We start from the raw sequence: 14,784 nt of genomic DNA, 5'->3' as shown, positions 1-14,784 counted from the left end.
ATAAACCGGGCAGCCGTCTCCCGTCGTGTATGAATTTCTGCGACGAGTGTGGTTCGATGATGCGCACGGCGGGCGACACGTGGGTGTGTGGCTCCTGTGAGAACGAGGAGCCCCGGGATGCGCAGGCGGAGGCGGCGATGACGACGCAGGACGAACAGCAGGACGACGGGGCTCCCCCCGTCGTCGACGGGACGGAGAACGCCAACGAGACGATGGAGAACTCCTGTCCGGCCGAGGGCTGCGACGGCAGCCGGGCCTACTACGAAACACGGCCGAAGCCGGGCGGCTCCTACGAGGTTCGGGTGTTCACCTGTGTCGAGTGCGGCCACACGTGGCGCGGCTCCTGACGGCGCGTCTCGCGACTCGTCGCCGGCTTTCGCTCCGGCTTCCGCCCGAAAACCGCGGAACCGTTCCGTTTCAGAACTGCTCGTGAACGATGTCGAGCGTCTCCTCGCGGTCCTCCCACGCGACGAAGATCGCGACGGATGTCGCGGAGGTGATCAGGTCGTGGATGTTGATCCCCGCCTCCGCGAGCGGGTCGACCAGCGAGCGGATCACGCCCGGCTGGTTCGGCAGTTCGCCGCCGGTGACGCGGATCACGGCGATCTCGTCCTCGACGGTGACCGAGGAGAGCGAGTCGTCCTCGACGACCGCGTCGTGGAGCGTCGCCTCGGCCTCCTCGGCGACCTCGGTCTCGACGTAGTACGTCAGCGAGTCCATCCCGCTGGCGACGGCGTCGATGTTGATCCCGGCGTCGCCGAGCTTCTGTGAGACCTCCGCGAGTATCCCCGGTCGGTTCCGGATCGCCCGCCCGGCGACGGTGAGACAGGACAGCGGCGCCTCCTCCATGTCGATCAGGTGCTCGAAGCTCCCCTCGACGCTGGTGCCGCCCGAGAGGAGGTCGCCGTGCTGGTAGTGGACCACCCGAACGCCGAGGTCCTCGTCCTTGTAGACGAGCGCGGAGGGTGCCACGACTTCGGCGCCGCGGAACGAGAGGTTCCGCAGTTCGTCGACGGTGATGGAGCCGACGTTGCGCGCGCCCTCGACGACGCGTGGGTCGCCGGTCATCACGCCCTCCACGTCGGTGACGATCACCACCTCGTCGGCGTCGAGGTAGTTCCCCAGCATCATCGCGGTGGTGTCCGACCCGCCGCGGCCGAGCGTGGTCACGTTGCCGGCGGGGTCCTCCGCGAGGAAGCCCGTGATCACGGGGACGGTGTCGTCGAGCGTCGCCGCGAGCGCCTCGACTCGCCGCTTGGTCTCCTCGGCGTCGATCTCCCCACGTTCGTTCGTGACGACCGGCCAGTTCTCGTCGCCGGGCTCGAGGAACGTCGCGTCGACGCCACGGGCCGCGAGCGCGGCCTTCAGCATCCGGACCGAGGTGCGTTCGCCCATCGAGACGATCTCGGCGCGGTCCTCGTCGCTGGCGTCGAAGGCGATCTCGTCGAGCAGGTCGTCGGTCTGTGAGCCCATCGCGCTGGCGACGACGGCGATCTCGTGGCCCGCCGCGACGGCGTCGGCGACGGAGTCGGCAGCCCGATCGACCCGGTCGCCCGAGCCCAGCGAGGTGCCGCCGAACTTCGCGACTACGCGCATCGATGGACACCCCCGGTGTCGTGCGTTCCGTTCATACGCCCGCTTCTCGGAGGGACGGGTTAACGCTGTCTCTCTCGGCGTCGGCGCCGGGGGTGTGTCACTCCGTTTCGGGGACGTATCCCACGGCTTATCCGTGGGTGTGCCGTAGTACCCGTATGAGCGACGATTCATCAGGCCGGAAGAACCTCCGGATGCCGGACGACGACCAGGTGTTCGGCGTCGTCACCGAGCACCTCGGCGGCAACCACGTCCGGGTTCGGTGTGCCGACGGCGAGACCCGACTCGGGCGCATCCCGGGTCGGATGAAGTACCGCACGTGGATCAACGAGGACGACGTGGTCATCCTCGAGCCCTGGGACTGGCAGGACGAGAAGGGGAACATCGAGTGGCGCTACGACGAACAGGACGCCGAGCAGCTCCGCCGCGAAGGCCACATCGACTGATCTGCCGTTCTCTTCGGTTTCTGACTCCGGGTCGATAGCGCCCGCCGAATCGACTGCTGTTTCGGGAATGAACTGTTTACAATTCAAGCAAAATTTACGTAAGGTTTTAGCGACCAGTTCCGTCATAGTGTGTGGATGCGTAACAGTAGCAGGCGAACGTTCCTCAAGGGTACAGCGGGCGTAATTGGCGGTTCGGTATTTGCGACGGGGAGTGCGGTTGCGACCGGCGATGAGGGAACTGAACGGTTCCTTATCGATCTCCAGGAGGTCGACCGTAGTGACGTTCCAGACAGTGTAGACATCATCCACGACATCGGAGAGATCGACCTGCTTGCCGCAAGTGGTGACCCGGACGAGGTTCCGGGTGTGGCCTCGACGACGCCCGATATCGCCGTCTATCAGGACGATACGGGGCCGGCGGTCGAACACTCGGGACCGAACGGGAAAGGAAACAGCGCAAGCCACAACCACGATGGTCCGGCGACGAACACCGAACTCCAGTGGGACAAACGCGTTCAGGAGGTTGATAACCTCACAGACAAGCCCGGCGGCGGTAAGACCGTCCACGACGTAACCGAGGGTGCGGGAACTCGCATCGCGATCGTCGACTCCGGCGTCTACGACGGCCACCCCGATCTTGCTGATGTAGTCAACCCTGAACTATCCCAGAACTTCACGACGGACCCCTACGACTTCCGGCCGAACGGCGCAGGCGACCACGGAACCCACGTCGCGGGGACCGTCGCTGCAACGAACAGCAACGACGGTCCCGACGGCGGCGTGCTGGGAAGTGCGCCCGAAACCGAGCTCGTCGCCTATCGGGTCTTCTCCGGCGTTGAGGCGGCGTCGGGCGACGTGCTGGGAGCGCTCGTCGAGGCCGCCAAAGACGGGTGTGACGCGGCGAATATCAGCCTGGGCTACCCGCCTCTCCCAGCCGAAAACCCGGCAGTCATCGAGATCAAGGAAGCCTACGAGCGGACCGCCGCCTACGCACGCGAGCAGGGGATGCTCATCGTGAACTCGGCTGGGAATGACAGCCAGGACATGGACGAAGACGGCATTCTCAGCCTCCCAACGGAGGCGGAGGGCATATTCGGTGTCTCTGCGACCGGTCCGATCGGCTTCGGTTGGGGTGGCAAACACTCGGACAACGAAGAGAAGTGGCTCACCGGCAACCGTCTCGAGGAGCCGACAACCCAGCCCGCATTCTACACGAACTACGGCTCCGCCGTCGACGTTAGTGCGGGTGGGGGCAACGCTGACTTGAATGGGCCCGAGGAGTACTACCGCGACCTCGTTCTTTCGACAGTCGTGTCCGACGACGGCACCGACGACCCAACTTCGGGGTACGCCTGGAAGGCCGGCACCTCGATGGCGGCGCCGCAGGTCACCGGCGCCGTCGCGCTGGTGCGCTCGCTGAACCCCGACGCCTCCGTCGAGGAGGTCGAGTCGCTGATCCAGGAGACCGCGTCGATGCCCGACGAGGGCGAGACGTACCACGGCGCCGGCCACCTCGACCTGCAGGCGCTCGTCGACGCCGCGAGCGGCAAGGGCAAGTAGCGCCGACTAGCTCGCCCCGGGCGGCGACTGTTCCGCGATCACGTTTTTCGACCCGTTTTCACCGCGACCCGTGCGGCTGTGGCCGTCAGGTTCTTGTGTGTCACTCTCTAACGTGAAACTGAACCCCGTTGAGGCGGGTTCCGACGGGAACTACCGTCGTAGCGGCCGGGAGGCGTACCGGCGACCGACTGATTAGACCCAGCGACGCCGAGCACGTCGACGCTGCCGGGCGGCCGGTGTTGGCCGCCCGGCGCGACACGCCCGACGTGGTATACACCCTTTTGAGCCTCCGCCGTCTATCTCGCGTGTGAACGTCGTTCCCGACACCAGCGTCGTCGTCGACGGCCGCGTCTCCGAACGCGTCGCCGACGGGCGCTACGAGGGTGTCACCGTCTACGTCCCCGAAGCCGTCGTCGGCGAGCTCGAAGCCCAGGCCAACGCCGGCTACGACCCCGGCTGGAAGGGGCTGGAGGAGCTCCAGCGCCTCGCCGACTACGCCGACGAGGGGGAGATCGAAGTCGAGTACGTCGGGCGCCGACCGAACGCTGCCGAGACCGAAGGCGCCGGCGAGGGCGACATCGACGCGCTGATCCGCGACATCGCCGCCCAGCAGGCCGCGACGCTGCTCACGAGCGACGGCGTGCAGGCCGAGGTCGCCCGCGCGAAGGGGCTCGACGTGGACTACCTCGAACCGGTCGTCGACACCGAGTCCGCCGAGCCCGAGAGCGAGGGGCTGGCCATCGAGGAGTTCTTCACCGACGACACGATGAGCCTCCACCTCCGCTCGGACACCCGGCCGAAAGCGAAGCGGGGCAGCATCGGCGAGATGTCCTACGAGCACGTCGCCGACGAGCCCACCAGCGACGAGCAGATGGAGGAGTGGGCGACCGAAGTGATCGAGACTGCCCGCGCCTCCTCGGAGGGGTTCATCGAGCTCAGCGAGGAGGGGATGGACATCGTCCAGTACAAGAACTACCGGATCGCCGTCGCGCGGCCCCCCTTCGCCGACGCGATCGAGATCACGGCCGTCCGCCCGGTCGCGAAGACCACGTTCGAGGACTACGCGATGGCCGACGAGCTCAAACAGCGGTTCACCGAGCGCCAGCGCGGCGTGCTGATCTCGGGCTCGCCCGGCGCCGGGAAGTCCACCTTTGCGCAGGCGGTCGCGGAGTACCTCAACGACAACGACTTCGCGGTCAAGACGATGGAGAAGCCGCGGGACCTGCAGGTCGGCCCCGAGATCACCCAGTACACCGAGCTCGGCGGCTCGATGGAGAACACCGCCGACTCGCTGCTGATGGTCCGGCCGGACTACACCGTCTACGACGAGGTCAGGAAGTCCAGCGACTTCGAGACGTTCGCGGACATGCGGCTGGCGGGCGTTGGCATGATCGGCGTCGTCCACGCGACCCGCGCGATCGACGCGCTCCAGCGCCTCGTCGGCCGCGTCGAGCTCGGGATGATCCCGCAGGTCGTCGACACCGTCGTCTACATCGAGGCCGGGCAGATCCACACCGTGTACGACGTGGAGACGGAGGTGAAGGTGCCCGCCGGCTTGACGGCGGAGGACCTCGCGCGCCCGGTGATCATGGTCTCGGACACCGAGACGGGCGAGCCGAAGTACGAGATCTACACGTTCAACCGACAGGTCGTCACCGTCCCGCTCGACGACGAGGGCGAGGAGACCTCCGGCGTGAACCAGATCGCGAAACAGGAGATCGAACGCGAGATCCACTCGGTCGCCCGCGGCCACGTCGAGGTCGAACTCCAGGGGCAGGACCGCGCGGTCGTCTACGTCGAGGAGGACGACATCTCCTACGTGATCGGCAAGGGCGGCGGCCGGATCAGCGAGATCGAGGACCGCCTCGGCATCGACATCGACGTGCGCACCCACGAGGAGAACCCCGCGCCGGCGAGCGCCAACGGCGGCACGGAGAGCGTGGGATCGCCGCAGGGCGAGGTGGTCGAGCCGGAGATCACCGCCCGCCACGTCGTGCTCCGACTCGACGAGCACGTCGGCGAGACCGTCGAGGTCCGCGCCGACGGCGACTACCTGTTCACCGCCACCGTCGGCCGCGGCGGCGACGTGCAGGTGTCCCGCGGCTCGGCGATCGCCGAGGAGCTCGAGGACGCCATCGACCGCAAACAGCAGATCACGGTCGTCCCGGCCTGATCGAGACCCGCCACACTGGCGGCGACACCTTTCGAGGCGCTTCTGCGGTCGGTTTCCACAGCGACGTGACCGATCTCTCCCTCTCTCTGTGGTAGTTGTGAACTATGCACAAGGGTTTATGTCGGTCGGCCCTAAAACATCCACGTTATGGCCACGAGCAACCGCGGCATGAACCCCCTCGACACGCTTCGGGATCGCTACGACGAGGTCGAGACGGTCTGTCCGGCCTGTGGCTACGACGACGCCGACGGCAACTGGACCAGCGAGACCGACGGTGCGGAGGTCAGGTACGAGCACACCTGTCCGAGCTGTGGGAAGGTGGCGGTTCGACGGATCACCATCCAACGCTGAGTAGCCCGGTTCCGCGTGCGCGCGACCCCCCGGGACCGACGGGTTCAACCCTGCCGACTCCGTAGCCGGCGCTGAATGAGTAAGGACTTCATCGAGGTCCGCGGGGCCGAGGAGAACAACCTCGCGGATCTCGACGTGGAGATCCCGCGGGAGGAGTTCAGCGTCGTCACCGGGCTCTCGGGGTCGGGGAAGTCCTCGTTGGCGTTCGACACCGTCTACGCCGAGGGGCAGCGCCGCTACATCGAGAGCCTGTCGGCGTACGCCCGGAACTTCCTGGGCCAGATGGACAAACCGCAGGTCGAGTCCGTCGAGGGGCTCTCGCCGGCCATCTCGATCGACCAGAAGAACGCCGCGAACAACCCCCGATCGACCGTCGGCACCGTCACCGAACTGCACGACTACCTGCGGCTGCTGTACGCCCGCGTCGGGACGCCTCACTGCCCGGAGTGCGGTCGCGAGGTCGGCACTCAGAGCGCCCAGCAGATGGTGCGCCGGGTGTTCGAACTGCCCGAGGGGACACGGGCGAAGATCGCCGCGCCCGTCGTCCGCGACCAGAAGGGTGCCTTCGAGGACCTGTTCGAGGAGCTCGTCTCGGAGGGGTACGCCCGCGTCGAGGTCGACGGCGAGCGCTACGACCTCACGACCGACGACCCCGACCTCGACGAGAACTACGACCACACGATCGACGTGGTGGTCGACCGCGTGAAAGTCCGGGAGGAAGACCGCTCGCGGATCACCGACTCCGTCGAGACCGCCCTCGAGGAGGGCGACGGCGTGCTGAAGGTGATCCTCCCCGAGCCGCCCGAAGACCTGCCCGAGTCGTTCGGCGGCAACGTCTCCCGGAGCACCGGCGACCTCGCCGACGACGAGACGGACGCCGACGAGGACGACCGGCTCGTCGTGGAGTTCTCCGAAGAACTGGCCTGCACCCACTGCGGGATCGACTTCTCGGAGATCGAGACGCGATCCTTTTCCTTCAACTCCCCCCACGGCGCCTGCCCGGAGTGTGAGGGAATCGGCGAGACGAAGGAGGTCGACGAGAACCTCGTGGTCGTCGACCCGGACAAGCCGATCAAGGACGTGTTCGAGGCGTGGAGCTACAACCGCTCGTACTACCAGACCCGGATCGACAGCGTGGCCGCCCACTTCGGCGTCGACGTGACGACGCCGTTCTCCGAGCTCACCGACGACCAGCAGCGCCAGTTCCTCTACGGCACCGACGAGCAGGTGGTGTTCCAGCGACAGACCAAGAACGGCACCCGACGCAAGGAGAAGCGCTTCGAGGGCGTCATCCCCAACCTCGAACGCCGCCACGTCGAGACTGACAGCGACTCCACCCGCGAGCACATCGAGGAGTACATGGCCGTCACCACCTGCCCGGCCTGCGAGGGGACCCGGCTCAAGCCGCAGTCCCGCTCGGTGCTCGTCGACGGCACCGACATCACCGAGGTCAACCGACTGAGCATCGCCGACGCCCGCGAGCACTTCGAGGGGATGGAGGCGAACCTCTCCGAGCGCGACCGGACGATCGCCGAGGAGATCCTGAAGGAGATTCGCGCCCGCCTCGGCTTCATGGAGGAGGTCGGACTCGACTACCTCACGCTCGACCGCGAGGCCTCCACCCTGTCGGGCGGCGAGAGCCAGCGCATCCGGCTCGCGACGCAGGTCGGCTCCGGCCTCGTCGGCGTGCTGTACGTGCTCGACGAGCCCTCGATCGGGCTCCACCAGCGCGACAACGACCGCCTCCTGAACACGCTCGAAGGTCTGCGCGATCTCGGCAACACGCTGCTCGTCGTCGAGCACGACGAGGAGACGATGCGCCGGGCCGACCACGTGATCGACATGGGGCCCGGCCCGGGCAAGCGCGGCGGCGAGATCGTCGTACAGGGCGACTTCGACGACATCGTGAACACCGACGCGTCGGTCACCGGCGACTACCTCGCCGGCCGGAAGGGGGTGCCCGTCCCCGACGAGCGCCGGGAGAGCGACGCGGCGCTCACGATCGTCGGCGCCCGCCAGCACAACCTCAAGAACGTCGACGTGGATCTCCCGATCGGGCAGTTCACCGCGATTACGGGCGTCTCCGGATCGGGCAAATCGACGCTGATGCACGACGTGCTGTACAAAGGGCTGGCCCGGAAGATGAACGACAACACCAGCGTCGATCCCGGCGAGCACGACGCGATCGAGGGGACCGACGAGATCGAGACGGTCCGACTGATCGACCAGTCGCCGATCGGTCGCACCCCCAGATCGAACCCGGCGACGTACACCGGGGTGTTCGACCACATCCGCGAGGCGTTCGCCCAGACGAAGCTCGCCCAGCAGCGCGGCTACGACAAGGGGCGCTTCTCGTTCAACGTGAAGGGCGGCCGCTGTGAGGAGTGCGGCGGGCAGGGAACGGTCAAGATCGAGATGAACTTCCTCTCGGACGTGCACGTCCCCTGCGAGGAGTGCGGCGGCGCGCGCTACAACGACGAGACGCTCGACGTGGAGTTCAAGGGGAAGACGATCGCCGACGTGCTCGACATGGACGTGGCCGAGGCGTACGACTTCTTCGAGGCCAACAGCCAGCTCCGCCGCCGACTGAAGCTCCTGAAGGACGTGGGGCTCGGCTACATGAAGCTCGGCCAGCCCTCGACCACGCTGTCGGGCGGTGAGGCCCAGCGCGTCAAGCTGGCCGAGGAGCTCGGCAAGAAACAGACCGGTGAGACGCTGTACCTGCTCGACGAGCCCACCACGGGCCTCCACAAGGAGGACGAGCGCAAGCTGATCGAGGTGCTCCAGCGGCTGACCGACAACGGCAACACGGTCGTCGTCGTCGAGCACGAGCTCGACCTGATCAAGAACGCCGACAACGTCGTCGACCTCGGCCCCGAGGGCGGCGAGGGCGGCGGCGAGGTCGTCGCGAGCGGCACGCCCGAGGAGGTCGCCCGAATTGACGGCTCCCACACCGGCCGCTACCTCCGCGACTACCTCCCGAAGATCGATCTGGAGGGGCCACGCGCGGACCGCCGGAAGCCGGCGAAGGAGGAAGCCGAAGCGCCCGCGGCCGACGACGACTGATGCCCGAACTCTCCCGCCGCCGGCTGCTCGCCGTCGGCGCGACGGCGACGCTCGCCGGCACCGCCGGCTGTACGGCCGCCGAGCGCGCCCGGCTCAACCCCTTCGCCGAGCCGCCGGTGTCGATGACCGTCATCCGGGCCAGCGGCGACGAGACGGAGACACGCTGCAGCCTCGACACCGAGGCAGTCGCGGAGATCCCGGAGCTGCAGAACCCGCTCGACGAACTCGCCGACGCCGAGGTCGACACTCGGGTCGATCGCGGGCTCTCGATCCCGACGGGACGACAGATAGCCAACATGTTCACCCGGCAGTGTGACGGCGACGTGGGCGGGATCTATCGCTACGACGGTGCAGCCTACCTGATCGGACTGACCTACCGCGATCAGGCCGACCATCAGGACCACCACGACCACCTGGCCGAGAGCGCGACCGAGACGGAGACCGACGACGGAACGAGCGAGCAGTAGCGGACCCCACCTTTTCGACGCTCGGTGCCCACTCTCCGGTCATGTCCACCGTCTACGCCGCCTACGAGGACGCGCTGTTCGTCGTCGACGCCGACCGCGAGACGATCGTCCGCGAGCAGCGGTTCGACTCCCGTCCCGAGTGTGTCGCCGTCACGGACGACGCCCTGTTCGTCGGAACGTTCGAGCACGGTCTCCAGCGCTGGACTGACGAAGGAGCGTCGTGGGAGCGCCCCGACGGGATCGAACAGGACGCCGTCACTTCGCTCACGATCGCGCCCGACGACCCCGAGACGGTCTACGCCGGCACCGAACCCAGTCGCCTCTACCGAAGCACCGACGGCGGTCGGACGTTCGAGCGACTGCCGGGTATCACGGACCTCCCCTCGTCGGCGGAGTGGTCGTTCCCGCCGCGGCCCGACACCCACCACGTTCGCTGGATCGAGCCCGATCCGGCCGACCCGGCTCTCCTGCACGTCGCGGTCGAGGCCGGCGCGCTCCTGCGTGCCCGTGTCGACGCCGACGGCAGCGTCGACTGGACCGATCGCGTGCCGAGTGCTCGCCGGGACGTGCACACCATCGCAACCCATCCCGAAAGGCTCGACCACGCGTGGGTCGCCGCGGGCGACGGTTACGCCGAGACGACGGACGCCGGCAAGTCGTGGCAGCACCCGCAGGCGGGGCTGGACCACACGTACTGCTGGAGCGTCGCGGTCGGACTGGCGCCCGAACAGGCCGACAGCTCGCAGCCGCGGGTTCTGCTCTCGGCCGCGACGAGCGCGCGCGAGGCCCACCGTGTCGGCGAGTCCTACCTCTACTGTCGGACAGGGGACGCGTGGGAGCGGCTCGACGACCGCGGGGTTCCGACCGGTGAGGGGGTGTACCGGGCGGTGCTCGCGAGCGGGACGAACGAAGCGACGTTCTGGGCGGCGAACAACCACGGACTGTACTGCACCGCCGACGGCGGCGACGCCTGGACCGAGATCGACGTGTCGTGGCCCGATCGGGTCAGCGAGCAGCCGTGCCGCGGGCTCGCGATCGTCGACTAAGCACCGCGGCCGTTCCCCGAGTTCAAGTACCAGAACGCGACCAGTGCCGTCGATGCAGTAACCGACTGCGCGGGTCGAACACGGCCGGAGCCCGACGCACCGGCCCGCGAACTGTGGCGCGTCGGCTGTCAGCCCCAACCACGAGACATATGTCCGGAGCCCGGATAGTCGGGGGTATGTACGACTTCGCCGTCGTCGGCGTCGGCCCCGCCGGCGCGCGCGTCGCCCGCCGCGCGGCCGAGGCGGGCTACGACGTGGTCGCCTTCGAGCAGGGGGAGATCGGCACGCCGCTGGCCTGCTCGGGACACGTCTCCAGGGACATCTGGGAGTACACTCCGTCGGGCGCCCGCGAGGAGCTGCTCCAGAACGAGGTGTACGGCGCCGACTTCCACGTCGGCGGCCCCGAGAGCGACGCCTACCCGTTCTACAAGGACGAGCCCGTCTCCAACGTGATCGACCGCGAGGAACTGGATCGCACGCTCGCTGGCGCGGCCAGCGACGCCGGCGCCGAAGTTCACGACGGCCACACCGTCACGGACGTCGACGAGGGGATCGACAGCGTCGAGCTCACCGTCTCGCCGGACGACGGGGACCCATTCGCGGTCGAGGCGAAGATGGTCGCCGGCTGTGACGGCCCGGTTTCGCGGACCAGACGTGCGGTCGACCTCCCCGAACCCGACGAGAAGCTCCACGGCGTGCTGGGGTTCGACCCCGAGCCCGACCACGGGGATTTCGTCGACGTTCACCTCACGGTCCCGAGCTTCTTCGCGTGGCGCATCCCTCGGGGCGAGGCCGGCGTCGAGTACGGGCTCGCGGTCCGGCCGGACGCCCAGAGCGATGCCCGTGCCCGGTTCGACCGGCTCGTCGACGCCTACGGCGCGGAGATCGACCGCTTCTGTTCGGGTGCCATCCCGATCGGGCCGCCGGAGTCGGTCACCTCCCACCGCGTGTTTCTTGTCGGCGACGCGGCCGCACAGACGAAGCCGTTCACAGGCGGCGGCATCCTCTACGGAATGCGCTCGGCAGACCACGCGGTCCGGGCGATCGATCCCGACGATCCGGCCACGCTGTCGGCGTACGAGGCGGCGTGGCGCGACGAGCTCGCGACGGAGATTCGGCTCGGCCACTGGCTGCGCCGCGCGTACTCGCTTCCGAAGCCGGTCAAGCGCCTCGGCCTCCGTCTCACGTCGGGCGAGATCGGGGTCCACATGGACCGCCCCACAACGCTGTTCTCCCGGGAGCACCTGCGGAGCTATCTCCCCTGACTGCCCCTGCCGGACCGCTCAGTACGACGGAAGCCGTCCGGACTGCTCGCCGCCCTCGACGAACGGGAGCGACGACCGTGTCGCCGGGATCTCTCCGCTCTCGGCCCGGACGCCACGAACCGACGCGTCCCGCTCGACCCGCGCGAACGCGATCGGTGCCGACAGCGACGGGCTCCACCGCGCCCGCGTCACGCGACCGATCGGGCTGTCCGAACCGACCACGGCGGCCCCGCTCTCGGGGATCCGGTCGTCGTCCGCGGCGTCGATCCGGAGGCCGACGAGCCGGTGGCTCGGCTCACACGCGGTGTCCTCGACCCCGGCGACGCCAGTCAGTCCCGTCGACTCGGGGGACTCGCCGCGGATGTCGGGCTCGAACAGCGGCGTCCCGGCTTCGAGCGTGAGCGTCTCGTACGTTCGGTAGCCGAAGGGGGCGGCGCCGTTGCCCCGCGAGAGCAGCGTCATCCACACCTCTTCGGCGTCGTCGGCGGCACAGATCACCTCGTAGCTCTCCTCGCCGCCGGGTGCGTCGCCGGCGACGACGGAGACGCCGGCGTCGCCCATCGACCCCCGGACGAACGAGTACGCGCCCGTCGGCGCACCGGCGTTGTGCAGCACCGACGCGATCTTCTCGGTCGCCATCGGGCCGTGGACGCCGAACACGCCGAACTCGGTCGTCGCCTCGCGGACGGTCGCGTCACGGTCGGCAGCGACGAGGCGACGGACCAACGGGTCGGCACGGCCCGGTGGCGTGAACAGCAACAGACGCTCGCCGGCGTCGTACACGAACAGCTCGGTCTCGATCGTCCCGTCCTCGAGCACCAGCGCGTAGCAGCCCTCGCCGTCGGCGCCGGGTGGCTCGTTGGTGACCGCCTCGCCGACGACGGCGCGGCGATCGTTCCCGGTCACGACGACGACGCCGTACCCCATCTCGATGGCGCCGACACCGTTGCGGACCGCCCGAACCGTGCGCTCGGGCCGCCCGTACTCCTCGACCACTTCGCGACCGCCGCGCTCGCCGAACGTCGCGCCGTGATCGGCGTGGCTCCCGCCGACTAGCGTCATTGCCCGTCGGTTCGGCGTCCGCGGGAAAAACTCCGCCGGTTCGGCGGCTCAGAGCCCGAACCGGTTTCGGATGATCTCCAGTACGCTCGGCTCCTCGTCACCGAGATCCTCGGGGTCGGCGACGACGCCCTCTGCCGGGTAGAGCACGACCCCGTCACCGTTGCTCTCGACGTCGATCAGCCCCTCGTCTTTGAGGTCGCCGAGCGCGGGTTCGAGTCGGTCGATGTCGGCGTCGACCGCCGCGCGCAGTTCGAGCACGCTCATCCCCTCTTCGGCGCGGTCGGCCAGCGCCGCGAGCACCTCGAACTCCACTTCGTCCCTGTCGCGATGCTCCGGACTGACGGCCATACCCGCCCGTGGGAGTGCGAACGGCTTACCTCTACCGGCGACCGGCGGACCCGCCACGGCGGGTGGCGGGGTATTTTTAGCCTTCCGCCCGTCTAACACGGGTAATGGGACTCAGGTGTCTGCTCGGACACGACTTCGGCGAGCCGGAGACCGAGCGTGAACGCAACGAGGAGGGTAACGAGGTCGTCGTTACCGTCCGGGAGGTCAAGACCTGCGAGCGCTGCGGGGAGAAGCAGGTAGTCAGCGAGAACAAGGAGATCACGTCGATCGATCAGCTCCGAGAATCGGCTGCCGACGAGCAGCCCCGGGAGGAGTCGGCATCGGACATCGGGGTCAGTGCGGGGACGGACGCCGGGGAGCAGTGGGGCGACGACGACCTCGCAACCGGGCAGACTGAGCCCGCGACGGCCACGGAGCCGGAACAGCCCGGCGAGCAGTCGGCGACCGTCGAACCCGACGAGGACCCGATCGAGCGCGGCGTCGCCGACATCATCGAACAGGCGGAGAAGGACGACGACATGCTGGAGGGCCCCGCCGAGGAGCCCGCGTCCGAGGAGGCCGCTGGTGACGAATCGGAGCCGGACGACGAGCCGGTCCACCCCGGCCAGCGCTCGGCGGCGGCCGAGGAGTCCGACGCCCCCGACGCGGCGGAGGACGACGGCGTGATCCTCGACGACGACGCGGCGTCCCCGCCCGAAGAGGGCCGCCACCAGTGGGAGGAGGAGGCCAGCCCGGACGAGGTCCCGGGCGACGAGCTGAGCGTCGGCGACTCCGCCACGCCCGAGGAGCCGGACGAGGACGACGCCGAGATAATCGACGCGAGCGACTCGTCCCCCGATCCGTCGTCCGCCGACCCGGCCTCGGAGCCGTCGACCACGGACGACGAACCCCAGCAGTCCTCGACCCCGTCGGCGGTCGAGTCCGAGGACGCCGAGATCGTGGACGCCGACCCCGCCACGGGGCCGTCGGATCCGTCGCCGGACGCGAGCCAGCCCGAACCCGCCTCACCTGAACGGGAGGAGACCGACGAGGGGCACATGCCGTGGCCCGAAGGTCCCGGCGAGGACGAGGGGCACGACGCGACGGCGCCCGACGGCGAGCCCGTCGACGTGGACTTCGGCGACTTCGTGCCGGCGGAGGAGGAGTCGAACGACGCCGAGACCGACCGCGCGAACGGCCACCGGACCGACGAAGGCGAGTCCAGCGAGCAGTCGACGGCGCCGACCGCGAACGTCGATCTCGAGCGGTCGAGCCGGGACGCCGAACTCGAGTACTTCTGTCCCGAGTGCGGGCTGACCCGCGACGTGGGCACCTCCTCGATGCGCGCCGGCGACATCTGCCCGGAGTGTCACGTCGGGTATATATCGGAACAGCAGAAGGCGGAGTAGCGACCCACAACTCGTAAAC

13 protein-coding genes are annotated in these 14,784 nt (G+C 68.6%); 10 read left to right on the top strand and 3 right to left on the bottom strand.

Annotated elements, in window-relative coordinates; genetic code table 11:
* Positions 1 to 29 precede the first annotated feature (29 nt).
* Positions 30 to 347, top strand: a complete 318-nt coding sequence (locus ACQUSM_RS07620) for an RPA12/RPB9/RPC11 RNA polymerase family protein (protein WP_435117356.1) — start codon at positions 30 to 32, stop codon at positions 345 to 347.
* A 70-nt stretch (positions 348 to 417) separates the two neighbouring features.
* Here ACQUSM_RS07620 and ACQUSM_RS07615 read toward each other — a convergent pair whose 3' ends face one another.
* Entirely contained in the window at positions 418 to 1,596 is a 1,179-nt protein-coding gene (locus tag ACQUSM_RS07615) for an aspartate kinase (protein ID WP_435117354.1), read from the bottom strand.
* Positions 1,597 to 1,751: 155 nt separating this feature from the next.
* On the opposite strand from ACQUSM_RS07615, the gene ACQUSM_RS07610 reads away from it, so the two are divergent.
* From ACQUSM_RS07610 to ACQUSM_RS07575, 8 genes are all read left to right on the top strand, one after another.
* Entirely contained in the window at positions 1,752 to 2,039 is a 288-nt protein-coding gene (locus ACQUSM_RS07610) for a translation initiation factor eIF-1A (protein WP_379731374.1), read from the top strand.
* A 135-nt stretch (positions 2,040 to 2,174) separates the two neighbouring features.
* Complete coding sequence (locus ACQUSM_RS07605) at positions 2,175 to 3,599, top strand: S8 family peptidase (protein ID WP_435117352.1); 1,425 nt, start codon at positions 2,175 to 2,177, stop codon at positions 3,597 to 3,599.
* Positions 3,600 to 3,906: 307 nt separating this feature from the next.
* Positions 3,907 to 5,772 carry a PINc/VapC family ATPase gene (locus ACQUSM_RS07600; protein WP_435117350.1) on the top strand — a complete coding sequence of 622 codons (1,866 nt, stop codon included), beginning with the start codon at positions 3,907 to 3,909 and terminating at the stop codon, positions 5,770 to 5,772.
* Positions 5,773 to 5,919: 147 nt separating this feature from the next.
* Positions 5,920 to 6,123, top strand: coding sequence for an HVO_0649 family zinc finger protein (locus tag ACQUSM_RS07595; protein WP_435117348.1), 204 nt, complete (start codon positions 5,920 to 5,922; stop codon positions 6,121 to 6,123).
* Between the two features lie 75 nt (positions 6,124 to 6,198).
* On the top strand, positions 6,199 to 9,189 hold the full coding sequence (uvrA, locus tag ACQUSM_RS07590; RefSeq protein ID WP_435117346.1) for an excinuclease ABC subunit UvrA: 2,991 nt from the start codon (positions 6,199 to 6,201) through the stop codon (positions 9,187 to 9,189).
* Positions 9,189 to 9,656: a hypothetical protein gene (locus tag ACQUSM_RS07585; RefSeq protein ID WP_435117344.1), complete on the top strand. Its 468-nt coding sequence runs from the start codon at positions 9,189 to 9,191 to the stop codon at positions 9,654 to 9,656. The genes uvrA and ACQUSM_RS07585 overlap by 1 nt, the downstream gene beginning before the upstream one ends.
* 41 nt (positions 9,657 to 9,697) lie before the next feature.
* Complete coding sequence (locus ACQUSM_RS07580; protein WP_435117341.1) at positions 9,698 to 10,702, top strand: WD40/YVTN/BNR-like repeat-containing protein; 1,005 nt, start codon at positions 9,698 to 9,700, stop codon at positions 10,700 to 10,702.
* 176 nt (positions 10,703 to 10,878) lie between these two features.
* Positions 10,879 to 11,967: a geranylgeranyl reductase family protein gene (locus tag ACQUSM_RS07575; RefSeq protein WP_435117339.1), complete on the top strand. Its 1,089-nt coding sequence runs from the start codon at positions 10,879 to 10,881 to the stop codon at positions 11,965 to 11,967.
* An 18-nt stretch (positions 11,968 to 11,985) separates the two neighbouring features.
* Here ACQUSM_RS07575 and ACQUSM_RS07570 read toward each other — a convergent pair whose 3' ends face one another.
* Both ACQUSM_RS07570 and ACQUSM_RS07565 read right to left on the bottom strand, forming a co-directional pair.
* Positions 11,986 to 13,029, bottom strand: a complete 1,044-nt coding sequence (locus tag ACQUSM_RS07570) for a glycine cleavage T C-terminal barrel domain-containing protein (protein WP_435117337.1) — start codon at positions 13,027 to 13,029, stop codon at positions 11,986 to 11,988.
* Positions 13,030 to 13,077: 48 nt separating this feature from the next.
* Entirely contained in the window at positions 13,078 to 13,377 is a 300-nt protein-coding gene (locus tag ACQUSM_RS07565; protein WP_435117335.1) for a DUF6432 family protein, read from the bottom strand.
* Positions 13,378 to 13,481: 104 nt separating this feature from the next.
* On the opposite strand from ACQUSM_RS07565, the gene ACQUSM_RS07560 reads away from it, so the two are divergent.
* Positions 13,482 to 14,765: a DUF7093 family protein gene (locus ACQUSM_RS07560; RefSeq protein WP_435117332.1), complete on the top strand. Its 1,284-nt coding sequence runs from the start codon at positions 13,482 to 13,484 to the stop codon at positions 14,763 to 14,765.
* Positions 14,766 to 14,784 lie beyond the last annotated feature (19 nt).

Source organism: Halolamina sp. C58 (assembly GCF_051195095.1).
Classification (GTDB): Archaea; Halobacteriota; Halobacteria; order Halobacteriales; family Haloferacaceae; genus Halolamina.
This window is presented reverse-complemented; position numbering and strand designations above follow the sequence as displayed.